Below are 23,488 nucleotides of genomic sequence, written 5' to 3'. Positions count from 1 at the left end.
GATACCCCAACTGGGTGCACTTACAAAGTAAGCGTCTTGAATAAATTGGCTGGGGTACGAGGATTCGAACCTCGGAATGCCGGAATCAGAATCCGGTGCCTTACCGCTTGGCGATACCCCAACAAATTTGTTTTTGAATTTGCCGAATCTATTCGACAGATTCAGAATTTGGTGGCTACGACGGGATTCGAACCTGTGACCCCATCATTATGAGTGATGTGCTCTAACCAACTGAGCTACGTAGCCAGATTATTTCTTCGATGGCTGGGGTACTGGATTCGAACCAGGGAATGCCGGTATCAAAAACCGGTGCCTTACCGCTTGGCGATACCCCAATAACCGGGCGGTGAACCGCTTACTCGAAGAAGATGGCTGGGGTACCTGGATTCGAACCAGGGAATGCCGGTATCAAAAACCGGTGCCTTACCGCTTGGCGATACCCCATCCGTACAACGCTTTCTGGTGAATGGTGCGGGAGGCGAGACTTGAACTCGCACACCTTGCGGCGCCAGAACCTAAATCTGGTGCGTCTACCAATTTCGCCACTCCCGCAAAAAAAAGATGGTGGCTACGACGGGATTCGAACCTGTGACCCCATCATTATGAGTGATGTGCTCTAACCAACTGAGCTACGTAGCCATCTTTTTTTTCGCGATACCTTATCGGCGTTGCGGGGCGCATTATGCGTATAGAGCCTTGCAGCGTCAACCTCTTTTTCAAGGAAAATTGCTCGAAAGTGACTGTTTGGTTAGGTTGCGAACAGCGTGGCGCTATATTCGTCAATTATTGTTTACTTTGTGTTTTTCCCCTGCCTTACAGCCATTCTTTTGTCACACAGGATGAAATTCGGAATTCAACAATAGTGGTGGGAAATTAATCTATGAAATACTGGCCCGTTGCACAGGACAGGGCAGGGATCGCTACGCCTGCATCTCTGCTATCACTTCAGGCGATTTATTGAGGGAATACTATGCTGCGTTTTATGACGATGTTGATGGGTATCTTAATACTTATGCAATCCGCGTTTGCCGATACGGTCAAACCGGAAATCGGTAAATATGTTTTTGGCTATCGTGGGCAGGAAGGCGCTGTGGTGTGGATGATGCGAATCGGGCCGAAAGCGTCTAATGAGGCACTCGTTCAGGTATCGCATGTTGATAATGATATCGATGGTCAGATTTTTCGCTGCAAAGTAAAAGTATTACAGGAAGGTGAGAAATCTTATACCGCTGTAATCAAGGGTGAATCTTTTGAGTTATTACGCCTGAAAGAGGGAAATGGAAGCCTGCATATCCCGGAGGAATCGGCAACCTGGTCAGTCGCTTACAGTAATGAGTTATCTGACAGCGATGTAGCAAATCCGGAACATTTCCTCACTGCGTATCAGAATCAACAAGCTCCCCAGTAACTGAAATTGCCCCGGATTTCTCCGGGGCAATATTACACGTCTTATTTATACGCTGACTGGTGAACACCAACCGCGCGACCAGACGGATCGTCCATTTTCTTGAACGCCTCATCCCACTCGATCGCTTTAGCGGAAGAACAAGCGACGGAAGGACCGCCCGGTACGCACTCAGCGGCGCTCGGAAGCGGGAACAGTTCTTCAAAAATCTCCCGGTACAAATACGCTTCTTTTGAGGTCGGCGTGTTGTATGGGAAGCGGAAGCGGGCTGTTTCCAGCTGCTGATCAGAAACCTGCTGTGCCGCCACTTCTTTCAGTGTGTCAATCCAACTGTAACCGACGCCATCGGAGAACTGCTCTTTCTGCCGCCAGGCAACACTTGCAGGCAAGTACGACTCAAAACATTCACGCAGGATGTGTTTTTCCATCTTACCGTTACCGCACATTTTATCCTGCGGGTTAATACGCATCGCCACGTCGAGGAATTTCTTGTCGAGGAACGGAACGCGTGCTTCCACGCCCCAGGCTGACATCGCTTTGTTGGCACGCGCGCAGTCATACATATGCAGGGCCAGCAGTTTACGCACCGTCTCTTCATGCAGTTCTTTAGCGTTCGGCGCTTTGTGGAAGTAAAGATAACCGCCAAACACTTCGTCAGAACCTTCACCGGACAACACCATTTTAATGCCCATTGCCTTGATCTTACGCGACATTAAATACATCGGTGTTGAAGCGCGAATAGTGGTCACATCATAAGTTTCGATGTGGTAAATCACATCGCGGATGGCATCCAGACCTTCCTGTACAGTGAAGTGAATTTCGTGGTGCACAGTACCCAGATGGTTCGCCACTTCCTGGGCTGCTTTCAGATCCGGTGAACCCGGCAGACCTACAGCAAACGAGTGTAACTGCGGCCACCAGGCTTCAGAGCGTTCCTGATCTTCCACGCGACGGGCGGCGTATTTCTTGGTGATTGCGGAAATAATTGAGGAATCCAGACCACCCGAGAGCAGCACGCCGTAAGGCACGTCAGACATCAGATGGCTTTTTACGGAATCTTCCAGTGCCTGACGCAGTTCATTTTTATCGGTCACGTTATCTTTCACTGCATCAAAGTCGAACCAGTCTCGATGATAATAAGAACGGATTTCGCCGTCCTGACTCCATAAATAGCTCCCCGCCGGGAACTCTTTAATCGTGCGGCATACTGGCACCAGGGCTTTCATTTCTGAGGCCACATACAGCTGACCGTGTTCGTCATACCCCATATACAGTGGGATGATCCCCAGATGGTCGCGACCAATCAGATATGCATCTTTTTCGCTGTCGTACAGGGCAAAGGCAAACATGCCCTGCAAGTCGTCGAGAAATTCCGGCCCTTTTTCCTGATACAGCGCGAGGATCACTTCGCAGTCAGACCCGGTCTGGAATTGGTAACGATCGCCATATTCGGCGCGCAATGCCTGGTGGTTGTAGATTTCACCGTTTACCGCCAGTACGTGGGTTTTTTGTTGGTTGTAGAGAGGTTGCGCCCCCGCGTTAACGTCAACAATTGACAGACGTTCGTGGGCGAGAATGGCGTTATCGCTGGCATAAATACCGGACCAGTCCGGGCCGCGATGACGCATCAGGCGTGACAGCTCGAGTGCTTTCTTCCGCAGCTCAACTGCGTCTGTTTTGATATCGAATACGCCAAAAATTGAACACATAACCTTCTCCGTTAACCTGGTATTTGTTGCTTGTTGTGTTTGCTTGTTTAAAAAAATGCCGCAAAGCAGCACTGTGCGCAAGAGATTTGGCGGTCGAAAAATAAAAAACGTAATAGTGATTGTCGATTGGTGAAAAAAGGTCTGGTGTGAGGATGTATTTATTGATGAATCGATAATTTTTAGCGGGTTTTATTGAATGGTTATATTTTACGGGGGCCAAATCGCTGACAAAGTGAGATTTGTTCATGCCGGATGCGGTGTGAATACCTTATCCGGCCTACAAAATCATGAAAATTCAATATATTGCAGGAGCTGCGTAGGCCTGATAAGCGTAGCGCATCAGGCAGTTTGGCGTTTGTCATCAATATCAACCACGCCCTGAGACGTGGTTGATATTCAGATAACGTCGATTTCAGCGACTGACGGGTAAATCCAGCTTGGGCGGAACGGCATGCTGTCGATATCGTCGAGCGATGAAACACCAGAAAGCACCAGAATCGTCTCCAGACCGGCCTGGAAGCCCGCCAGAATATCGGTACGCAGGTTATCGCCGACAATCACCGTTTCTTCCGAATGCGCCTGCATTTTGTTTAATGCTGCGCGGATGATCCACGGGCTGGGCTTACCAACATAGAACGGTTTGCGCCCGGAGATTTTCTCAATCCCTGCACACAACGCGCCACAGGCCGGATAAAAACCGCGCCCGTGGGTGTCCGGGTTGGTGGCGATAAAGCGTGCACCATTAGCGACGAAATAGGCCGCTTTATGCATCATGTCCCAGTTGTAGGAACGCGTTTCGCCAACAATCACAAAATCAGGGTTGACATCGGTAATAGTGAAACCGGCTTTGTACAGTTCATGAATCAGTGCGCCTTCGCCCACCACATATGCTTTCTTGCCTTCCTGGCGACGCAGGAAATCGGCGGTCGCCATCGCAGAGGTATAAAACACGCTGTCCGGCACATCGACACCGGCAGTGGCAAAGCGGTTCGCCAGATCTTGCCCGGTCTGCGAAGGATAGTTGGTCAGCAACACCAGCGGCAGGCCTTTATCCATAATCCCGTGCAAAAATTCCGCTGCACCCGGTACGGCGACGTTATCGTGCATCAGCACGCCGTCGATATCGCAAATTACATTTTTAATGGTCATGGACTACCCAGAATATTGACAACAATAAGCGCCACTATAAAAGCACATTAATTTTCCAGCAAATGCTGGAGCAAAATACCGTTGAGCATGGCGCGTTTTACCAGCGCAAAAGCGCCGATTGCCGAGCGGTGATCCAGCTCAGAACGTACCACCGGTAGATTAGTGCGAAACGCCTTCAGTGCCTGAGTATTAATGCAGCTTTCGATAGCAGGGAGCAGCACTTTATCGGCTTCGGTGATCTCACCAGCGATAACAATTTTTTGCGGATTAAATAAGTTGATAGCAATGGCGATGGTTTTGCCCAGATGACGACCTACATACTCGATCACTTCCGAGGCCAGGCTATCGCCTTTGTTCGCGGCTTTGCAGATAGTTTTGATGGTGCAGTCGTCCAGTGGCACACGGCTCTGGTAGCCCTGCTTTAATAAATTCAACACCCGTTGTTCAATGGCAGCGTTGGCAGCGATAGTTTCCAGGCAGCCGAAGTTGCCACAGTGGCAGCGTTCTCCCAGCGGTTCGACCTGAATATGGCCAATTTCGCCGACGTTGCCGTTGCGGCCGATAAAAATGCGCCCGTTAGAGATGATTCCTGCCCCCGTTCCGCGATGCACGCGCACCAGAATGGAGTCTTCGCAATCCTGACTTGCACCGAAGTAGTGCTCTGCCAGCGCCAGACTGCGGATATCGTGGCCGACAAAACAGGTCACTTTAAAACGCTCTTCCAGTGCTTCAACCAGCCCCCAGTTTTCCACCTGAATATGCGGCATGTAGTGAATTTTGCCGCTGTCCGGGTCGACCAGCCCTGGCAGGATCACTGAAATGGCGATCAGCTCCCGCAGCTTGCGCTGGTGGTTATCAATAAACTGAGTAATGGCATTCAGCAGGGCATGTTCCAGCGTCTGCTGGGTACGTTCAGGTAGCGGGTAATGTTCTTCTGCCAGAACTTTGCTGCTGAGATCAAACAGGGTGATGGTGGCGTCGTGACGACCGAGACGTACGCCGATTGCGTGGAAATTGCGGGTTTCGGTGACGATAGAGATAGCGCGGCGGCCCCCGGTGGAGGCCTGCTGATCAACTTCTTTGATCAGCCCGCGTTCGATAAGCTGACGCGTAATTTTGGTTACGCTGGCGGGGGCAAGCTGGCTTTGCTCAGCAATCTGAATTCGCGAGATTGGCCCATGCTGGTCAATCAGGCGATAAACCGCCGCGCTGTTAAGCTGTTTTACGAGATCAACATTACCTATCTGAGCTTGTCCGCCTGGTGTCATACTTTCTCTTATTGGGTTACGACCTCGTTACCGTTAACGATGGTCCTGGTGATTTTAAAATCAGGTGTGAATGCGGTCAGGTTGGCCACTTTACCTGCGGCGAGAGTGCCGAGACGTTTTTCAACGCCAATCGCACGAGCCGGATAGAGCGTCGCCATACGCAGCACTTCATCCAGTGCGATACCGCAATGTTCAACCAGATTACGCACGCCTTCAATCATGGTTAAGGATGAACCACTTAACGTACCATTCTCATCCACACAAAGTCCGTTGCGGTAGTATATTGTTTTACCCGCAAAAATGAACTGTTCAATATTGGCACCTGCTGGCGCAGTCGCGTCAGTGACCAGACACAGTTTGTCGCCTTTCAGACGTTTGGCATTGCGAATGTTGGCGTAATCAACATGCAGACCATCGGCAATAATACCGCAATAAATGTCCGCTTCGTCGAGGATCGCGCCCGCCAGGCCCGGTTCACGACCGGTAATATACGGCATCGCGTTGTACAGATGGGTGGCAAAGGTAATCCCCGCGCGGAAACCGGCTTTCGCTTCTTTTAACGTTGCATTGGAGTGACCGGCAGACACCACAATCCCGGCATTTGCCAGTTTGCTGATCACTTCTGCTGGAACCATTTCCGGTGCCAGCGTCACTTTGGTAATGACATCGGCATTTTCACACAGGAAATCGACCAGCGCGGCATCCGGTTTACGTACGAAATTCGGATTATGGGTACCTTTTTTCACCAGATTCAGCCACGGGCCTTCCAGGTGTAAACCTAACGCCTGATTCGGATGTTTTGCCAGGTACTCGCACATCACGCGAACACCCTGTTTCATCAGGTCATCGCTGGTGGTGATAAGCGTTGGCAAATAGTTAGTGCAGCCTGATTTCTCATTGGCTTTCTGCATGATTTCCAGCGTTTCCACGCTGACCGCTTCAGCGGTATCGTTAAACTGTACGCCGCCGCAGCCGTTTAACTGCACATCGATAAAACCGGGGGAGAGAATGGCCCCGTTCAGTGAACGTTGTTCAATCTCTGGCGGCAGTTCCGCTACTGGGCAGACGCTTTTAATCAGGCCATCAGCGATAACAACTGCATGGTCATCAAGAAATTCATGACCGGTAAAGATCCGGCCCTGGGTTAATGCATACATTCCGACCCCCGATTTCAAAAATAATAATGCCCTGAGCAAGGCGTCAGGGCAGGGATAACAATTACAGACCTTTGATATTTTCTGCTTCTAATTCGTTGAAATATCTTAAAGTCTTAACCTTTAGCTCCATGGTGGAAGGCTCATCGCACACCATGATCGCTTTCGGATGCAGTTGCAGACAGCTGATGGTCCACATGTGGTTAACGCAACCTTCAACGGCAGCCTGCAGTGCCAGTGCTTTCTGGCTGCCCAGCACTAGAATCATCACTTCTTCGGCATCCAGCAGTGTACCCACACCTACGGTCAGCGCATATTTTGGCACCTGATTAACATCGTTATCAAAGAAACGAGAGTTTGCGACGCGAGTGTCATGTGTCAGGGTTTTGATACGGGTGCGAGAGGCAAGAGAAGAGGCTGGTTCGTTAAATGCAATGTGACCGTCGTTACCTACACCACCCATAAACAGATGGATTTTACCGTAAGAGCGAATTTTTTCTTCATACTGGCGGCATTCGGCGTCGATATCCGGGGCATTGCCGTTGAGAAGGTTGATATTTTCTGCTGGAATATCAACGTGATCGAAGAAGTTACGGTGCATAAAACTGTAGTAGCTTTCCGGATGCTCTTTCGGCAGACCGACATATTCGTCCATGTTGAAGGTGACAACGTGCTTAAAGCTGACCTGGCCTGCTTTATGCATTTCGACTAACGCTTTATAGGTGGTCATCGGCGTGCCGCCAGTCGGCAGGCCAAGCACAAACGGACGATCGGCTGTCGGTTTGAACGCATTAATACGATTAACGATATGGCGAGCAGCCCATTTGCCGACCTGTTCAGCGGTAGTCAGGGGGATCAGTCTCATTATTCACCTCAAGTAAGTAAAAAGTAAGCCGTTGGCGGATTAGGCATCTTTAAGCGTAACCTGGATTTGCGCAGACAGGCGTCAATCCGACCTGATTTTTTGAATGATAAAATAAGTTTTCTGGTTTAGCCAGTAAAAGGGAGTAATGATAACGATATTTGGTGACAAAACTCACAAAAGACGCGCGTTTAATTTGCGGTACGAATTAAATTTTCACACACTCTGTAGCAGATGATCTAACAACTTGATTACAGAACATCGGCAGCACAATTTGCTGCAAAATAAAAATACGGCTTTAAACGAGCCAAATAGGGTTCTCGTAGGGGGAATAAGATGAATATTTTAGGTTTTTTCCAGCGACTCGGTAGGGCGTTACAGCTCCCTATCGCGGTGCTGCCGGTGGCGGCACTGTTGCTGCGATTCGGCCAGCCAGATTTACTTAATGTTGCGTTTATTGCCCAGGCAGGCGGCGCGATTTTTGATAACCTGGCGTTGATCTTTGCGATCGGCGTGGCCTCCAGCTGGTCCAAAGACAGTGCAGGTGCAGCTGCGTTGGCGGGTGCGGTTGGTTACTTTGTGTTAACTAAAGCGATGGTGACCATCAACCCAGAAATTAACATGGGGGTTCTGGCAGGTATCATTACCGGTCTGGTCGGTGGTGCAGCCTATAACCGTTGGTCGGATATTAAACTGCCGGACTTCCTGAGCTTCTTCGGCGGCAAACGTTTTGTGCCGATCGCCACCGGCTTCTTCTGCCTGGTGCTGGCAGCCATTTTTGGTTACGTCTGGCCGCCGGTACAGCACGCTATCCATGCAGGCGGAGAGTGGATCGTTTCTGCGGGCGCGCTGGGTTCCGGTATCTTTGGTTTCATCAACCGTCTGCTGATCCCAACCGGTCTGCATCAGGTACTGAACACCATCGCCTGGTTCCAGATTGGTGAATTCACCAACTCTGCGGGTACGGTTTTCCACGGTGACATCAACCGCTTCTATGCGGGCGACGGCACTGCGGGGATGTTCATGTCTGGCTTCTTCCCGATCATGATGTTCGGTCTGCCAGGTGCGGCGCTGGCGATGTACTTCGCAGCACCGAAAGAGCGTCGCCCGATGGTTGGCGGGATGCTGCTTTCTGTTGCTATCACCGCGTTCCTGACCGGTGTGACTGAGCCGCTGGAATTCCTGTTTATGTTCCTTGCTCCGCTGCTGTACCTCCTGCACGCACTGCTGACGGGTATCAGTCTGTTTGTGGCAACGTTGCTGGGGATCCACGCGGGCTTTTCCTTCTCTGCGGGCGCTATCGACTACGCGTTGATGTACAACCTGCCAGCAGCCAGCCAGAACGTCTGGATGCTGCTGGTGATGGGCGTTGTTTTCTTCGCTATCTACTTTGTGGTGTTCAGTGCGGTTATCCGTATGTTCAACCTGAAAACGCCAGGTCGTGAAGATAAAGATGACGAGATCGTTACTGAAGAAGCGAACAGCAATACCGAAGAAGGCTTAACTCAACTGGCAACCAACTACATTGCGGCAGTTGGTGGTAGTGACAATCTAAAAGCGATTGACGCCTGTATTACTCGTCTGCGCTTGACTGTGGCTGACTCAGCACGTGTCAACGATGCGATGTGTAAACGTCTGGGTGCTTCTGGGGTGGTGAAACTGAACAAACAGACCATCCAGGTGATTGTCGGCGCGAAAGCAGAATCCATCGGCGATGCGATGAAGAAAGTCGTTGCTCGCGGCCCGGTAGCTGCTGCTTCTGCTGAAGCTGCTCCGGCAACTGCCGCTCCGGTAGCGAAACCGCAGGCTGTACCAAACGCAGTGTCTATCGCTGAGCTGGTATCGCCAATTACCGGTGATGTTGTCGCACTGGATCAGGTGCCAGACGAAGCGTTCGCCAGCAAAGCCGTGGGCGACGGTGTGGCGGTGAAACCGACGGATAAAATCGTTGTATCACCAGCGGCGGGAACCATCGTGAAAATCTTCAACACCAACCACGCGTTCTGCCTTGAAACTGAAAAAGGCGCAGAGATCGTCGTCCACATGGGTATCGACACCGTAGCGCTGGAAGGTAAAGGCTTTAAACGTCTGGTGGAAGAGGGCGCGCAGGTAAGCGCAGGGCAACCGATTCTGGAAATGGATCTGGATTACCTGAACGCTAACGCCCGCTCGATGATTAGCCCGGTGGTTTGCAGCAATATCGACGATTTCAGCGGCTTGATCATTAAAGCTCAGGGCCATGTTGTGGCGGGTCAAACACCGCTGTATGAAATCAAAAAGTAATCTGCTTTATGCCTGATGCGACGCTTGACGCGTCTTATCAGGCCTACAAAAGCGCTGTGTAGGTTGGATAAGACGCATAAGCCTCGCATCCAACAATGACGCAGGACTGGCAAAAGCGGTGGAGATCTTCTCTGCCGCTTTTTTTTTCATCAATCATCCCCATAATCTTTGTTAGATTTTTCGATTTTCTCTAACTAACAGTTGTCAGCCTGTCCCGCTTATAAGATCATACGCCGTTATACGTTGTTTACGCTTTGAGGAATCCACGATGAGTGAGGCAGAAGCCCGCCCGACTAACTTTATTCGTCAGATCATCGATGAAGATCTGGCCAGTGGTAAGCACACCACAGTACACACCCGTTTCCCGCCGGAGCCTAATGGCTATCTGCATATTGGCCATGCGAAATCTATCTGCCTGAACTTCGGGATCGCCCAGGACTATAAAGGCCAATGCAACCTGCGTTTCGACGACACTAACCCGGTAAAAGAAGATATCGAGTATGTCGATTCGATCAAAAACGACGTTGAGTGGTTAGGTTTTCACTGGTCTGGTAACGTCCGTTACTCCTCCGATTATTTTGATCAGCTCCACGCCTATGCTGTTGAACTGATCAATAAAGGCCTGGCGTACGTTGATGAACTGACGCCGGAACAGATCCGCGAATACCGCGGCACCCTGACACAGCCGGGTAAAAACAGCCCGTACCGCGACCGCAGCGTTGAAGAGAACCTGGCGCTGTTCGAAAAAATGCGTACCGGTGGTTTTGAAGAAGGTAAAGCCTGCCTGCGCGCGAAAATCGACATGGCTTCGCCGTTTATCGTGATGCGCGATCCGGTGCTGTACCGCATTAAGTTTGCTGAACACCATCAGACCGGCAACAAGTGGTGCATCTACCCGATGTACGACTTCACCCACTGCATCAGCGATGCGCTGGAAGGCATTACGCACTCTCTGTGTACGCTGGAGTTCCAGGACAACCGTCGTCTGTACGACTGGGTTCTGGACAACATCACCATTCCTGTTCATCCGCGCCAGTACGAATTCTCGCGCCTGAATCTGGAATACACCGTGATGTCCAAGCGTAAGCTGAACCAACTGGTCACCGACAAGCACGTAGAAGGTTGGGATGATCCGCGTATGCCGACCATTTCCGGTCTGCGTCGTCGTGGTTACACTGCGGCTTCTATTCGTGAGTTCTGCAAACGCATTGGCGTGACCAAGCAGGACAACACCATTGAGATGGCATCGCTGGAATCCTGCATTCGTGAAGATCTTAACGAGAACGCGCCGCGTGCAATGGCGGTTATCGACCCGGTGAAACTGGTTATCGAAAACTATCAGGGCGAAGGCGAAATGGTCACCATGCCGAACCATCCGAATAAACCGGAAATGGGCAGCCGTCAGGTGCCGTTTAGCGGTGAGATTTGGATTGATCGCGCCGATTTCCGCGAAGAAGCTAACAAGCAGTACAAGCGTCTGGTGCTGGGTAAAGAAGTGCGTCTGCGTAATGCTTATGTCATTAAGGCAGAACGCGTGGAGAAAGATGCCGAAGGCAATATCACCACCATCTTCTGTACTTATGACGCCGATACCTTAAGCAAAGATCCGGCTGATGGTCGTAAAGTCAAAGGCGTTATTCACTGGGTAAGTGCGGCACATGCGCTGCCGGTTGAAATCCGCCTGTACGATCGTCTGTTCAGTGTGCCGAATCCAGGCGCTGCGGATGATTTCCTGTCGGTGATTAACCAGGATTCTCTGGTCATCAAACAGGGCTTTGCTGAACCGTCTCTGAAAGATGCGGTGGCAGGTAAAGCATTCCAGTTTGAGCGTGAAGGCTATTTCTGCCTCGATAGCCGCCATTCCACAGCGGAAAAACCGGTATTTAACCGCACCGTTGGACTGCGTGATACCTGGGCGAAAGTAGGCGAGTAATTTTAAGTTTCACCTTGCCGGATAAGGCGTTTACGCCGCATCCGGCAAGGACCAGATAAACAGTTTCAAACGCTAAATTGCCTGATGCGCTACGCTAATCAGGCCTACATGATCTCTGCAATATATTGAATTTGCGTGCTTTTGTAGGCCGGATAAGGCGTTCACGCCGCATCCGGCAAGAAACATGCAAACAATCCAAAACGCCGCGTTCAGCGGCGTTTTTCTGCTTTTCTTCGCGAATTAATTCCGCTTTGTAATTTATTCATAAAGCAAATTTAAAATTACAAATCATAATTAAATAAAATGTAACCGCTTTCATCTAGCTGGAAATTCACGCTTTTATTCTTCTACAAGCCTTTCTACTGCAAACTTAAACCTTGTAACAAAAATCATCAAAATATGTGCGGTTGCTCATGTTCTTACATTCTCGTTACAGAAAGAGATTGATAATTCGCGTCGCGAAAAATAGTCTATTCCTGTAGTCAGCGAGACTTTTCTCAACGCTACTTTTTTTAATTTTTATTTTTTTTCGCTGTTCACCTGTGGTGCAGCAATTTATATGTCAAAGAGGATTAACCCATGCGTACGTTTAGTGGCAAACGTAGTACGCTGGCGCTGGCTATCGCCGGTGTTACAGCAATGTCGGGCCTGGTGGCAATGCCGGAGGCTCGTGCCGAAGGATTCATCGACGATTCAACCTTAACCGGCGGTATCTATTACTGGCAGCGTGAACGTGACCGTAAAGATGTTACCGACGGCGACAAATACAAAACCAACCTTTCTCACTCCACCTGGAACGCCAACCTCGATTTTCAGTCCGGTTATGCTGCTGATATGTTCGGCCTTGATATTGCCGCGTTTACGGCGATTGAAATGGCGGAAAACGGCGACAGCTCTCACCCGAACGAAATCGCGTTTTCAAAAAGTAATAAAGCCTATGACGAAGACTGGTCCGGCGACAAAAGTGGTATAAGCCTGTATAAAGCAGCGGCCAAATTTAAATACGGTCCGGTGTGGGCGAGGGCAGGTTACATTCAGCCAACCGGTCAGACGCTGTTAGCGCCGCACTGGAGCTTTATGCCGGGTACTTATCAGGGTGCGGAAGCCGGGGCGAATTTTGATTACGGCGATGCTGGTGCGTTGAGTTTCTCCTACATGTGGACCAACGAATACAAAGCACCGTGGCATCTGGAAATGGATGAGTTTTATCAGAACGATAAAACCACCAAAGTTGATTATCTGCACTCCATCGGTGCGAAATACGACTTCAAAAATAATTTCGTGCTGGAAGCGGCGTTTGGTCAGGCGGAAGGGTATATCGATCAGTATTTTGCCAAAGCTAGCTACAAATTTGATATCGCCGGTAGCCCGTTAACCGCCAGCTACCAGTTCTACGGTACGCGCGATAAAGTTGACGATCGCAGCGTCAACGATCTTTATGACGGCACAGCCTGGTTGCAGGCATTGACCTTTGGTTACCGGGCGGCTGATGTAGTGGATTTGCGTCTGGAAGGCACCTGGGTTAAGGCTGACGGCCAGCAGGGATACTTCCTGCAACGTATGACCCCAACCTATGCTTCCTCTAACGGTCGCCTGGATATCTGGTGGGATAACCGTTCTGACTTTAACGCCAACGGCGAAAAAGCGGTCTTCTTCGGCGCGATGTATGACCTGAAAAACTGGAATCTTCCAGGCTTCGCCATCGGCGCCTCCTACGTTTACGCGTGGGATGCTAAACCTGCGACCTGGCAGAGCAATCCGGATGCGTACTACGACAAGAACCGGACTATTGAAGAGTCTGCATACAGCCTGGATGCGGTCTACACCATTCAGGACGGCCGTGCCAAGGGCACGATGTTCAAACTGCACTTCACCGAATACGACAACCACTCCGACATCCCAAGCTGGGGCGGCGGTTACGGTAACATCTTCCAGGATGAGCGCGACGTGAAATTCATGGTAATCGCACCATTCACCATCTTCTGATGCCCGATGCGGCAGGTTTTGTGCCTGCCGCACATTTGAGGAATTCGCTATGAAAAAACTGATTCTCATCGCCATGATGGCATCGGGGCTGGTGGCTTGTGCGCAATCAACCGCGCCACAGGAAGACAGCCGCCTGAAAGAGGCGTACAGCGCCTGTATCAATACCGCGCAAGGTTCGCCGGAAAAAATTGAAGCCTGTCAGAGTGTGTTAAACGTGCTGAAGAAAGAGAAACAACATCAGCAATTTGCCGAGCAGGAAAGTGTCCGCGTGCTGGATTATCAGCAGTGCATCCAGGCAACGCAAACCGGTAATGACCAGGCAGTGAAAGCCGATTGTGATAAGGTCTGGCAGGAAATTCGCAGTAATAACAAATAAGTGAGGGCTGTAACTCTCGCTTTTCTTATTTCCCTTGTATAAAAAAAGCCAACCCGTAGGTTGGCTTGAGACTTATGGCAAACGCCAATTTGCCTGATGCGCTGCGCTTATCAGGCCTACCTTTTTATGCAATATATTGAATTTGAGATGATTTGTAGGCCGGATAAGGCGTTCACGCCGCATCCGGCACGAACAAAGCGTATTATGCCAACAATATAAAGCCAACCCGTAGGTTGGCTTTTTCTCATTCAGGCTGACTTATTTGCCTTCATGCGCGTGCTCATCTTCGCGGCAATCGCCTTCGGCACAGTGACCGTAAAGATAGAGACTATGGTTAGTCAGGCGAATGCCATGCTTCGCGGCAATTTCACGCTGACGCGCTTCGATAGATTCATCACTAAATTCGATAACCTTTCCGCAGTCGAGGCAGATCAGGTGATCGTGGTGATGTTGTTGAGTCAGTTCAAATACGGATTTACCGCCTTCAAAATTGTGGCGGGTGACGATACCGGCGTCGTCAAACTGGTTCAGTACGCGATATACCGTAGCCAGACCAATTTCTTCACCCATATCGATCAGACGTTTGTATAAATCTTCCGCACTGACGTGATGGTTGTCCGGCTCCTGAAGAACTTCCAGGATTTTTAAACGTGGAAGCGTTACTTTCAGGCCAGCTTTCTTTAGGGCGGTATTGTTATCAGTCATGCGGAATCTGTCCTGTTACTAAGCGGTTCACTTCATTAAAAGAAGTGACAGAATTTGCTCTTGAGATAATGCGTATCATTATAGATTTGCCATGCCTAAATGAAAACTACAAGTCCCTGGCAAATATTGTTAATAAAAACGTGGCTTAGCTTACATTTACATCGGTAAGGCCACTTCAATACTGGAACATTGTACAGGTACTACGGCAAAAGTTACAAATTTGTAGCAATTATTTTGATTGGCATTATCTATTAATACGGCGTAGACATGAGTCTACGCCGCAGTACATCAGGCATTGATAATTTCGTCGAGATGCAGTTCTTCAGAAATTTGTTTTACCCATTTTTCTACACGTTCGGCAGTCAGTTCTGGCTGACGGTCTTCGTCGATAGCCAGGCCGACAAAGTGGTCATCATCCGCCAGACCTTTTGATGCTTCGAAATGATAGCCCGCAGTTGGCCAGTGACCGACGATGGTCGCACCGCGCGGTTCAATAATGTCACGAATGGTGCCTAAGGCGTCGCAGAAATATTCTGCGTAATCTTCCTGGTCGCCACAGCCAAACAGCGCAACCAGTTTACCATTGAAATCAATCTCTTCGAGAGTCGGAAAGAAGTCGTCCCAGTCACACTGTGCTTCGCCATAGTACCAGGTTGGGATGCCCAGCAGAAGAATGTCATAAGCTTCCAGATCTTCTTTGCTGCTTTTTGCAATGTCATGGACATCGGCAACGTCTTTACCAAGCTGTTTTTGAATCATTTTTGCGATATTTTCGGTATTACCGGTGTCGCTGCCGAAAAAGATGCCAGTGATAGCCATGAGTGAAATAACCTCTTGAAACTTATTGAAATGGGGGTGGCAAATTGCCCACGGATAAAGGCAATCATAGCAGAACAGGCAGTCTTGCGGAATCAGCAAACGAGCAGGACTGCACACTGTGCTACACGAAAGTGGATATTTAAACGATGCCCTGATTACGCAGCGCCGCCAGTTGCTGCATCAATATCTCTTCGATCAGTTCGCTACGGCTCATATTGCGCGACTCCGCCAGCTCGTTCAGCGCCTCGACAGCTTCCGCGTTCAGCTTCAGTTCGACACGCTTAAGGCCACGTACTTTGTCGCGTTTTAGCTGGTTGCGTTTATTAATACGCAGCTGTTCATCGCGCGAAAGCGGATTGGTTTTCGGTCGTCCCGGTCGACGCTCGTGCGCGAACAGATCTAATGTCGTACGGTCCGTTTGTTCTTTGGCCATGATCTTGGTGACTTCGGGGGAAACAATCAGCCAGGCGCCTGCCCGGATGGATAGCCCGCCATAATACAACAGCGTGAGGAATCTCGCCAACGCCCACGCGCGGAATGCCGCGCGGACGCTGGGTTTTTAATCAGTTGCGTTAATCATTAAGATAGCGACGGATAGCTCGCAGCACAGCATCCGGTTTTTCTGCGTGTACCCAATGACCCGCGCCTGCAATGACATGCGCCCGTGCTTGTGGGAATTGCGCCAGCAAATCATCACGATACTGTTCAGTAACATACGGGGAATTGCCGCCAGGAATAAACAGAGCAGGGTGGTTCCATGCCGGAATTTTCTCCCAGCCAACAATATGTGGATACTGATCCCATAATACTGGCACGTTAAAACGCCACTCACCGTCAACAAAAGATTTCAGCAGGAATTGAATCACGCCCTCTTCATTAATATATTGGCGCATCACTACAGCGGCCTGTTGGCGCGTTTGCGCGTCGGATCTACTGACCGCGTTGATAGCTGTGAAAATTTCATCATGACGGCGTACGTGATAATCCACCGGCGCGATATCGATCGCTACCAGTTTCTCGATGCGATCGGGCGCCAACGCGGTCAGTGCCATCACAGCTTTACCACCCATTGAGTGACCAATAAATGTCGCCTTATCGATCTGCAGCGCTTCCAGAGTATCAACAAGATCCTGGGCCATCGCAGGGTAATTCATATGAGGATCTCGTGGCGAAAGTCCGTGGTTACGCATATCAACCTGGATGATATTGTGATCGTTTACCAGGTCGCGCGCCAGCACGCCGAGGTTGTCAAGGCTACCAAACAACCCGTGGACGAGGACGATGGGAGAATTATTATGCTGATTTTGTGCAGATTGCGCGCGGATATTCAATTTCATGGCAAAGTTCTTTTTTTCGAGTAGTTGGGTTAGGGTATTATGTTGACCATTGTGCCACAGGGCTGCAACAGATAAGGTTTAATCCGATTTTTTCTGCAAGCCAGGCTTGACGCTATCCGCTGCCGGGATTTATTCATATACTCCTGGCGACTTGTATTCAGCTAAGACACCGCACTGGATTAAGATGAAAACGATTGAAGTTGATGATGAACTCTACAGCTATATTGCCAGCCACACTAAGCATATCGGCGAGAGCGCATCCGACATTTTACGGCGTATGTTGAAATTTTCCGCCGCATCACAGCCTGCTGCTCCGGTGACGAAAGAGGTTCGCATTGCGTCGCCTGCTATCGTCGAAGCGAAGCCGATCAAAACGGTGAAAGACAAAGTGCGCGCGATGCGTGAACTTTTGCTTTCCGATGAATACGCAGAGCAAAAGCGAGCGGTCAATCGCTTTATGCTGCTGTTGTCTACACTATATTCTCTTGACGCCCAGGCGTTTGCCGAGGCAACGGAATCGTTGCACGGCCGCACGCGCGTTTACTTTGCAGCAGATGAACAGACGCTGCTGAAAAATGGTAATCAGACCAAGCCGAAGCATGTGCCAGGCACGCCGTATTGGGTGATCACCAACACTAACACTGGCCGTAAATGCAGCATGATTGAACACATCATGCAGTCGATGCAATTCCCGGCGGAATTGATTGAAAAGGTTTGCGGGACAATTTAAAACAACGTTGCAGATAAAGGACAAAGCAATGGCAATCCACAATCGTGCAGGCCAACCTGCACAGCAGAGTGATTTGATAAACGTCGCCCAACTGACGGCGCAATATTATGTACTGAAACCAGAAGCAGGGAATGCGGAGCACGCGGTGAAATTCGGTACTTCCGGTCACCGTGGCAGTGCAGCGCGCCATAGCTTTAACGAGCCGCACATTCTGGCTATTGCTCAGGCGATTGCCGAAGAACGGGCGAAAAACGGCATCACTGGCCCTTGCTATGTGGGTAAAGATACTCACGCCCTGTCCGAACCTGCGTTTATTTCTGTACTGGAAGTGCTGGCAGCGAACGGGGTAGACGTTATTGTGCAGGAAAACAATGGCTTCACTCCGACACCTGCCGTCTCTAATGCCATTCTGGTTCACAATAAAAAAGGTGGACCGCTGGCAGATGGTATCGTGATTACGCCGTCCCATAACCCGCCGGAAGACGGTGGTATCAAGTACAACCCGCCAAATGGTGGCCCGGCTGATACCAACGTCACTAAAGTGGTGGAAGACAGGGCCAACGCGCTGATGGCCGATGGCCTGAAAGGCGTGAAGCGTATCTCCCTCGACGAAGCGATGGCATCTGGTCATGTGAAAGAGCAAGATCTGGTGCAACCGTTCGTAGAAGGTCTGGCCGATATCGTTGATATGGCAGCGATTCAGAAAGCTGGCCTGACGCTGGGTGTTGATCCGCTGGGCGGTTCCGGTATCGAATACTGGAAGCGCATTGGCGAGTATTACAACCTCAACCTGACCATTGTTAACGATCAGGTCGATCAAACCTTCCGCTTTATGCACCTCGATAAAGACGGCGCAATCCGTATGGACTGTTCCTCTGAGTGTGCGATGGCGGGCCTGCTGGCGCTGCGTGATAAGTTTGATCTGGCGTTTGCCAACGACCCGGATTATGACCGTCACGGTATCGTCACTCCGGCTGGTTTGATGAACCCGAACCACTACCTGGCGGTGGCGATCAACTACCTGTTCCAGCATCGTCCGCAGTGGGGCAAAGATGTTGCCGTCGGTAAAACGCTGGTTTCATCTGCGATGATCGACCGTGTGGTCAATGACCTGGGCCGTAAACTGGTAGAAGTACCGGTAGGTTTCAAATGGTTTGTTGATGGTTTGTTCGACGGCAGCTTCGGCTTTGGCGGCGAAGAGAGCGCAGGCGCTTCCTTCCTGCGTTTCGACGGCACGCCGTGGTCGACCGATAAAGACGGCATCATTATGTGTCTGCTGGCGGCGGAAATCACCGCTGTCACCGGTAAGAACCCGCAGGAACACTACAACGAACTGGCAAAACGCTTTGGTGCGCCGAGCTACAACCGTTTGCAGGCAGCTGCGACTTCCGCACAAAAAGCGGCATTGTCTAAGCTGTCTCCGGAAATGGTGAGCGCCAGCACTCTGGCAGGCGACCCGATTACCGCGCGCCTGACCGCCGCGCCTGGCAACGGTGCTTCTATCGGCGGGCTGAAAGTGATGACTGACAACGGCTGGTTCGCCGCGCGTCCGTCAGGCACCGAAGACGCATATAAGATCTACTGCGAAAGCTTCCTTGGTGAAGAACATCGTAAGCAGATTGAGAAAGAAGCGGTTGAGATTGTTAGCGAAGTTCTGAAAAACGCGTAATCACAGAAAATAAGAAAAAGGGCGGTCGGAAGATCGCCCTTTTTTACTTATGACTGCCTGATGCGCTACGCTTATCAGGCCTACGAGGATGGTGCAAGATATTGAATTTGCGCGATTTTGTAGATTTCGTAGGCCGGATAAGGCGTTCACGCCGCATCCGGCATTTCAACCCCTAAAGCATAAACCGATACCCAATACCGGTTTCAGTAATGAAATGGCGGGGGCGAGCGGGATCCTGTTCCAGTTTTTGTCGCAGATGTCCCATATAAATACGCAAATAATGACTGTGTTCGACCGCGTTTGGCCCCCACACCTGGTTAAGGAGCTGGCGCTGGGTGAGCACTTTTCCGGCATTGTTGAGCAGCACGGCCAGCAGACGGAACTCAATCGGTGTTAGATGTACTTCTTCCTCACCCCGGTGAATCACGCGGGCGGCTAAATCGACGGTAACATCGGAAAATTTCACCACTGGCTCGGGCGCGGTGGTAGCTGAGTGGCGGCGTAACGCGACGCGCAGACGGGCCTGCAATTCGCCAATGCCAAACGGCTTACTCAGATAATCATCCGCTCCGGCATCCAGCGCGGCGATTTTGTCGCTCTCTTCGCTACGTGCGGAAAGCACAATCACCGGTACCGCGCTCCACTGGCGCAGGTCGCGGATAAACTCAATCCCATCGCCATCGGGCAGGCCGAGATCGAGAATAATCAAATCTGGCTTACGGGTTGCCGCTTCCAGCAAACCGCGTTGCAGCGTTTCGGCCTCAAAGACGCGCATACCGTCGCCTTCCAGCGCCGTGCGCAGAAAGCGACGAATAGCCTGTTCATCTTCAACAATCAGAACGTTTGTCACATATCCTCATGAAATTCTTCAAGTTCAGGGGCAGTTTGCTGGGGAAGTGTAACACGAAAACAGGCACCACCTTCCGGTCGGTTGAACGCGGTAATGGTGCCGCCGTGTACATCCACTATCGCCCGACAAATTGCCAGTCCAAGCCCTACTCCCGGTACCGCCGACTCTTTATTCCCGCGAGCAAACTTATCAAATATCGTCTGCTCCTGGCCTGGCGGAAGACCGGGGCCGTTATCCCAGACATCCAGTTGTAGATTTTCGCCCTCAACGTGGGCATCGATACCAATTTCGGCCTGCGGACCCGCGTATTTCACCGCGTTCTCCAGCAGATTAATCAGCACCCGTTCAAAGAGTGGCCCGTCAACGTGGATTAAGGTCAGCGGTTCTGGCAGAGAAAGATTGATGGGCGACGATAAACCCGGTTCCAGCATTTGCAGCGCGCTACCGACCACTTCTTCCAGCGTTAACCACTCTTTCTTCAAATTAAAGCCGCCGGACTGAATTCGCGCCATATCCAGTAGATTATTCACCAGTCGGGTCGTGTTCAGCACATGCTGACGAATCTCGCTGGCCTGACGGGCGTGGGGCGATCCTTCGCTTGCCAGATCGAGCGTTAATATTTCTGCCTGACCGAACAACACCGTGAGCGGAGTGCGTAAATCGTGCGAAAGCGCCGCCAGCAGGGCGTTACGGATCTGTTCACGTTCGCTTGCCATCCGCGCCTGTTCTTCGCTGGCGGTCAGCGTCAGCCGCTCAAGGGCATTGGCGACTAACAGCGTAAACGTCTCCAGCAGGCGCTGCTGTTCCGGGATCATCAACTGACGCAGATTCCCCGGTTCCACCACCACCAGTCCGTAGGTTTTCTCGCCGCTTTTTAGCGGCAAAATCTGGTACGGCACGCCGGGTAACGTGTCGGTGCCCGCGCCCGCAGGCAGGCCTTTATCAAAACTCCACTGCGCGATGGCATCGTCCCACGGCGTCATTCCTTGCGGATGTGTTAACGGCTGCAATTTGCCATTGTCATCAGGCAGCAACACCTGACTGCGGGCATGAAACGTGGAGGCAATAAATTGTTCGCTGGTGGCGGCGATGTCCTGCGGACTGCGGCCCACAGCCAGAGCTTTCGACATTTCATATAAGTGCCGTGTGCGTTGCTCGCGGTAACGGGCTACCCGCGCCTGATAACGCACACCCGCAGTAAGGTTCCCGATCACCAGTCCGACGGTTAACATCACCGCGAAGGTCAGCAGATATTGCACATCAGAGACGGCGAGCGTGCCGCGTGGGGCGATAAAAAAGAGATCGAAACTCACCACATTAATGACGGTAGCAACCACCGAAGGCCAGCGTCCATAAAATAGCGCCACCACCACCACGCCAAGCAGATACAGCATCACCAGGTTGGCGGCATCAAACGCCATCAGCCACTGCATGGCAATTAAGGTGATAACGGCGCATAACGCGGCGGCAACCACGCATCCCTGAATCTGTACCCGCCACTTGTCTTTAAAAGAGCGGCTATCCGGCGCGTTGTTAAGCGTGCGGGCGGGTGGTTCATCAAGCGCGACCAGCACCTGATCGAGATCGGGGGCGATGCGCGCCAGTCGGTCAGCAAACGTTTCCCGACGCCACCAGCGGCGCGAGGCTGGGCGACCGAGAATAATCTTGCCGAGATTATGTTCACGGGCATAACGCACTACCGCTTTCTCTTCCGCTGGATCAGAAAGTGTTGCCGTCTCCGCGCCCAGTTCCTGCGCCAGACGTAAGGCGCTGAGAATTGCCCGACGTTTTTTCTCCGGTAAACGGTGCAGGGCAGGTGTTTCAACATACACCGCGTGCCAGACGCTCCCCAGCCGTGACGCCAGCCGCGCCGCCGCGCGGACCAGTTTCTCACTGCCGGTGTTATGGCCGATGCATAAAAGGATCGCGTCGCGCGTGTGCCAGACTTTCTCTTCGCCAGGATGCCCCCGCCAGGCGCGCATTTGTTCATCTACGCGATCGGCAGTGCGGCGCAGTGCCAGCTCGCGCAGGGCGATCAGATTGCCTTTGCGGAAAAAATGTTCAATGGCGCGCTCCGCCTGCCCGGCAATATAGACTTTGCCTTCTTTCAGCCGCTGGCGCAGATCGTCCGGGGGCAAGTCCACCAGCACTACGTCGTCGGCGGCATCGAAAAAAGGATCGGGTACGGTTTCCCGCACCTGAATTCCGGTGACGCCGCTGACCACATCATTCAGACTTTCCAGATGCTGAACGTTGACGGTAGTGAAAACATCAATGCCAGCTTCCAGCAGCTCTTCGATGTCCTGCCAGCGTTTAGGATGACGAGAACCTGGCGCATTACTGTGCGCCAGTTCGTCCATTAAGATCAGCGCCGGACGGCGGGCAAGGGCGGCATCAAGATCAAACTCGCTGATATGCCGCCCACGATGCGCCTGGCGTTTCAGTGGCAGAACAGCCAGACCTTCCAGCATTGCGGCGGTATCTTTCCGCCCGTGGGTTTCTACCACGCCAACCACAATATCCAGCCCTTGCGCCCGCAGTCGCTGGGCTTCTGCCAGCATCGCCCAGGTCTTCCCGACGCCTGCGCAGGCACCGAAGAAAACTTTCAGCTTCCCCCGATGCGGCGCGGCAGTTTGTTCCAGCAGACGATCGGGGTCGGGACGTAAGGGTTCGTTATTCATCAAGCTTATCCAGCGCCAGATTGAGTTCGACAATGTTGACGACCGGCTGGCCGATATATTTCACCAGCGGTTGTTGGCTGTATTTTGCGATCAGTTGCGTGAGCTGTTCAACGCTGAGATTACGCGCTTTCGCCACGCGTGGGATTTGCCAGGCCGCCGCTTGCGGGGTGATGTTATTGTCCAGCCCGCTTGCCGACGCCGTCACCAGTTCAACCGGAACGCTCGCGCTGGCATCCGGGTTAGCGGCCCGTAATGCAGCAACGCGTGTGGCTATCTGTTTATCCAGCTCAGGGTTACTGACCGCCAGATTGCTCCCGCCAGAAGCCTGTGAATTATAGGGCATTTCTGCCGTTGCCGACGGACGACCCTGAAAATAGCCGTTGCCGGTAAAATTCTGCCCGATTAATGCCGAACCCCGCACCGTATCACCTTCACGGATCAACGAACCGTTGGCTTGCCAGGGAAACCACCATTGCCCCAGCGCGGTGGTCAGCAGCGGGTAAACACCGCCAGTAATCAATAACAGAAAGATAAATGTCGATAATGCCGGACGTAATCCACGCATGGTAAAC

Annotated in this window: 20 protein-coding genes and 6 tRNA genes; 7 read left to right on the top strand and 19 right to left on the bottom strand. The window is 51.5% G+C overall.

Features of this window, described 5'->3' with window-relative positions:
• Positions 1-46: 46 nt before the first annotated feature.
• The 6 genes from AACU94_RS13365 to AACU94_RS13340 all read right to left on the bottom strand — a co-directional run bounded on the left by AACU94_RS13365 (position 47) and on the right by AACU94_RS13340 (position 639).
• A tRNA-Gln gene (locus tag AACU94_RS13365) sits at positions 47-121 on the bottom strand.
• A gap of 48 nt (positions 122-169) precedes the next feature.
• A tRNA-Met gene (locus AACU94_RS13360) sits at positions 170-246 on the bottom strand.
• A gap of 15 nt (positions 247-261) precedes the next feature.
• A tRNA-Gln gene (locus AACU94_RS13355) sits at positions 262-335 on the bottom strand.
• Positions 336-369: 34 nt separating this feature from the next.
• Positions 370-444 (bottom strand) — tRNA-Gln (locus tag AACU94_RS13350).
• A 23-nt stretch (positions 445-467) separates the two neighbouring features.
• A tRNA-Leu gene (locus AACU94_RS13345) sits at positions 468-552 on the bottom strand.
• 10 nt (positions 553-562) lie between these two features.
• Positions 563-639: transfer RNA gene (locus AACU94_RS13340), tRNA-Met, on the bottom strand.
• Positions 640-970: 331 nt separating this feature from the next.
• On the opposite strand from AACU94_RS13340, the gene AACU94_RS13335 reads away from it, so the two are divergent.
• Positions 971-1,408, top strand: coding sequence for a hypothetical protein (locus AACU94_RS13335; protein ID WP_135489581.1), 438 nt, complete (start codon positions 971-973; stop codon positions 1,406-1,408).
• Positions 1,409-1,449: 41 nt separating this feature from the next.
• Here the strand turns inward: AACU94_RS13335 and asnB are convergent, their stop codons facing one another.
• The 5 genes from asnB to nagB all read right to left on the bottom strand — a co-directional run bounded on the left by asnB (position 1,450) and on the right by nagB (position 7,550).
• Positions 1,450-3,114, bottom strand: coding sequence for an asparagine synthase B (gene asnB / locus AACU94_RS13330; protein ID WP_000337066.1), 1,665 nt, complete (start codon positions 3,112-3,114; stop codon positions 1,450-1,452).
• A 396-nt stretch (positions 3,115-3,510) separates the two neighbouring features.
• Positions 3,511-4,263, bottom strand: coding sequence for a ribonucleotide monophosphatase NagD (gene nagD, locus AACU94_RS13320; RefSeq protein WP_000153129.1), 753 nt, complete (start codon positions 4,261-4,263; stop codon positions 3,511-3,513).
• Between the two features lie 47 nt (positions 4,264-4,310).
• A complete protein-coding gene (gene nagC, locus AACU94_RS13315; RefSeq protein ID WP_130215043.1) occupies positions 4,311-5,531 on the bottom strand; it encodes a DNA-binding transcriptional regulator NagC in 1,221 nt (406 codons plus the stop codon).
• A gap of 8 nt (positions 5,532-5,539) precedes the next feature.
• The gene (nagA, locus tag AACU94_RS13310; RefSeq protein ID WP_135489580.1) at positions 5,540-6,688 is read right to left on the bottom strand and encodes an N-acetylglucosamine-6-phosphate deacetylase; all 1,149 of its coding nucleotides are present in this window, start codon (positions 6,686-6,688) and stop codon (positions 5,540-5,542) included.
• Between the two features lie 61 nt (positions 6,689-6,749).
• A complete protein-coding gene (nagB, locus tag AACU94_RS13305; RefSeq protein ID WP_001237072.1) occupies positions 6,750-7,550 on the bottom strand; it encodes a glucosamine-6-phosphate deaminase in 801 nt (266 codons plus the stop codon).
• Positions 7,551-7,883: 333 nt separating this feature from the next.
• Between nagB and nagE the strand changes: the two genes are divergently transcribed.
• The 4 genes from nagE (at position 7,884) to chiQ (ending at position 14,125) form a co-directional block, all read left to right on the top strand.
• Positions 7,884-9,830, top strand: a complete 1,947-nt coding sequence (gene nagE, locus AACU94_RS13300) for a PTS N-acetyl glucosamine transporter subunit IIABC (protein WP_130259011.1) — start codon at positions 7,884-7,886, stop codon at positions 9,828-9,830.
• Positions 9,831-10,098: 268 nt separating this feature from the next.
• Positions 10,099-11,763 (top strand): glutamine--tRNA ligase, encoded by a 1,665-nt coding sequence (gene glnS, locus AACU94_RS13295; protein WP_130215038.1) that lies wholly within the window; start codon positions 10,099-10,101, stop codon positions 11,761-11,763.
• Between the two features lie 579 nt (positions 11,764-12,342).
• Positions 12,343-13,749, top strand: a complete 1,407-nt coding sequence (gene chiP, locus AACU94_RS13290) for a chitoporin ChiP (RefSeq protein ID WP_130215036.1) — start codon at positions 12,343-12,345, stop codon at positions 13,747-13,749.
• Between the two features lie 49 nt (positions 13,750-13,798).
• Positions 13,799-14,125 (top strand): ChiQ/YbfN family lipoprotein, encoded by a 327-nt coding sequence (gene chiQ / locus AACU94_RS13285; protein WP_000733594.1) that lies wholly within the window; start codon positions 13,799-13,801, stop codon positions 14,123-14,125.
• Positions 14,126-14,383: 258 nt separating this feature from the next.
• Here the strand turns inward: chiQ and fur are convergent, their stop codons facing one another.
• From fur to ybfF, 5 genes are all read right to left on the bottom strand, one after another.
• On the bottom strand, positions 14,384-14,830 hold the full coding sequence (gene fur / locus AACU94_RS13280) for a ferric iron uptake transcriptional regulator (RefSeq protein WP_000131706.1): 447 nt from the start codon (positions 14,828-14,830) through the stop codon (positions 14,384-14,386).
• Complete coding sequence (gene uof / locus AACU94_RS13275; protein WP_010380762.1) at positions 14,823-14,909, bottom strand: fur leader peptide; 87 nt, start codon at positions 14,907-14,909, stop codon at positions 14,823-14,825. Before uof ends, fur begins: the two co-directional genes overlap by 8 nt.
• 209 nt (positions 14,910-15,118) lie before the next feature.
• A complete protein-coding gene (fldA, locus tag AACU94_RS13270) occupies positions 15,119-15,649 on the bottom strand; it encodes a flavodoxin FldA (protein WP_010346538.1) in 531 nt (176 codons plus the stop codon).
• 139 nt (positions 15,650-15,788) lie between these two features.
• Positions 15,789-16,082 carry a LexA regulated protein gene (gene ybfE, locus AACU94_RS13265; RefSeq protein WP_064528940.1) on the bottom strand — a complete coding sequence of 98 codons (294 nt, stop codon included), beginning with the start codon at positions 16,080-16,082 and terminating at the stop codon, positions 15,789-15,791.
• Positions 16,083-16,221: 139 nt separating this feature from the next.
• Positions 16,222-16,986: an esterase gene (ybfF, locus tag AACU94_RS13260; protein WP_135489579.1), complete on the bottom strand. Its 765-nt coding sequence runs from the start codon at positions 16,984-16,986 to the stop codon at positions 16,222-16,224.
• Between the two features lie 184 nt (positions 16,987-17,170).
• On the opposite strand from ybfF, the gene seqA reads away from it, so the two are divergent.
• Complete coding sequence (gene seqA, locus AACU94_RS13255) at positions 17,171-17,716, top strand: replication initiation negative regulator SeqA (RefSeq protein WP_024180018.1); 546 nt, start codon at positions 17,171-17,173, stop codon at positions 17,714-17,716.
• A 28-nt stretch (positions 17,717-17,744) separates the two neighbouring features.
• Complete coding sequence (gene pgm / locus AACU94_RS13250; RefSeq protein WP_001295675.1) at positions 17,745-19,385, top strand: phosphoglucomutase (alpha-D-glucose-1,6-bisphosphate-dependent); 1,641 nt, start codon at positions 17,745-17,747, stop codon at positions 19,383-19,385.
• 172 nt (positions 19,386-19,557) lie between these two features.
• On the opposite strand, the gene kdpE is transcribed toward pgm, so the two are convergent.
• The 3 genes from kdpE to kdpC are packed head-to-tail and all read right to left on the bottom strand — an operon-like array spanning position 19,558 to position 23,481.
• Positions 19,558-20,235: a two-component system response regulator KdpE gene (gene kdpE / locus AACU94_RS13245; protein WP_130209834.1), complete on the bottom strand. Its 678-nt coding sequence runs from the start codon at positions 20,233-20,235 to the stop codon at positions 19,558-19,560.
• Positions 20,232-22,916: a two-component system sensor histidine kinase KdpD gene (kdpD, locus tag AACU94_RS13240; protein ID WP_135489578.1), complete on the bottom strand. Its 2,685-nt coding sequence runs from the start codon at positions 22,914-22,916 to the stop codon at positions 20,232-20,234. The genes kdpE and kdpD overlap by 4 nt, the downstream gene beginning before the upstream one ends.
• Complete coding sequence (gene kdpC / locus AACU94_RS13235; RefSeq protein WP_135489577.1) at positions 22,909-23,481, bottom strand: K(+)-transporting ATPase subunit C; 573 nt, start codon at positions 23,479-23,481, stop codon at positions 22,909-22,911. Before kdpC ends, kdpD begins: the two co-directional genes overlap by 8 nt.
• Positions 23,482-23,488 lie beyond the last annotated feature (7 nt).

This window comes from Escherichia sp. E4702, from assembly GCF_963883545.1.
In the GTDB taxonomy this organism is placed as follows: domain Bacteria; phylum Pseudomonadota; class Gammaproteobacteria; order Enterobacterales; family Enterobacteriaceae; genus Escherichia.
The sequence above is the reverse complement of the archived record's forward strand: the minus strand, read 5'-3'. Positions and strand labels throughout refer to the sequence as shown.

Coding starts and splice junctions, on each gene's coding strand:
- seqA (WP_024180018.1), top strand. CDS start 17,171: ATGAAAACGATTGAAGTTGATGATGAACTCTACAGCTATATTGCCAGC.
- nagA (WP_135489580.1), bottom strand. CDS start 6,688: ATGTATGCATTAACCCAGGGCCGGATCTTTACCGGTCATGAATTTCTT.
- pgm (WP_001295675.1), top strand. CDS start 17,745: ATGGCAATCCACAATCGTGCAGGCCAACCTGCACAGCAGAGTGATTTG.
- uof (WP_010380762.1), bottom strand. CDS start 14,909: ATGATACGCATTATCTCAAGAGCAAATTCTGTCACTTCTTTTAATGAA.
- AACU94_RS13335 (WP_135489581.1), top strand. CDS start 971: ATGCTGCGTTTTATGACGATGTTGATGGGTATCTTAATACTTATGCAA.
- ybfE (WP_064528940.1), bottom strand. CDS start 16,082: ATGGCCAAAGAACAAACGGACCGTACGACATTAGATCTGTTCGCGCAC.
- nagE (WP_130259011.1), top strand. CDS start 7,884: ATGAATATTTTAGGTTTTTTCCAGCGACTCGGTAGGGCGTTACAGCTC.
- chiP (WP_130215036.1), top strand. CDS start 12,343: ATGCGTACGTTTAGTGGCAAACGTAGTACGCTGGCGCTGGCTATCGCC.
- nagB (WP_001237072.1), bottom strand. CDS start 7,550: ATGAGACTGATCCCCCTGACTACCGCTGAACAGGTCGGCAAATGGGCT.
- ybfF (WP_135489579.1), bottom strand. CDS start 16,986: ATGAAATTGAATATCCGCGCGCAATCTGCACAAAATCAGCATAATAAT.
- nagC (WP_130215043.1), bottom strand. CDS start 5,531: ATGACACCAGGCGGACAAGCTCAGATAGGTAATGTTGATCTCGTAAAA.
- kdpD (WP_135489578.1), bottom strand. CDS start 22,916: ATGAATAACGAACCCTTACGTCCCGACCCCGATCGTCTGCTGGAACAA.
- asnB (WP_000337066.1), bottom strand. CDS start 3,114: ATGTGTTCAATTTTTGGCGTATTCGATATCAAAACAGACGCAGTTGAG.
- fur (WP_000131706.1), bottom strand. CDS start 14,830: ATGACTGATAACAATACCGCCCTAAAGAAAGCTGGCCTGAAAGTAACG.
- chiQ (WP_000733594.1), top strand. CDS start 13,799: ATGAAAAAACTGATTCTCATCGCCATGATGGCATCGGGGCTGGTGGCT.
- fldA (WP_010346538.1), bottom strand. CDS start 15,649: ATGGCTATCACTGGCATCTTTTTCGGCAGCGACACCGGTAATACCGAA.
- kdpC (WP_135489577.1), bottom strand. CDS start 23,481: ATGCGTGGATTACGTCCGGCATTATCGACATTTATCTTTCTGTTATTG.
- glnS (WP_130215038.1), top strand. CDS start 10,099: ATGAGTGAGGCAGAAGCCCGCCCGACTAACTTTATTCGTCAGATCATC.
- nagD (WP_000153129.1), bottom strand. CDS start 4,263: ATGACCATTAAAAATGTAATTTGCGATATCGACGGCGTGCTGATGCAC.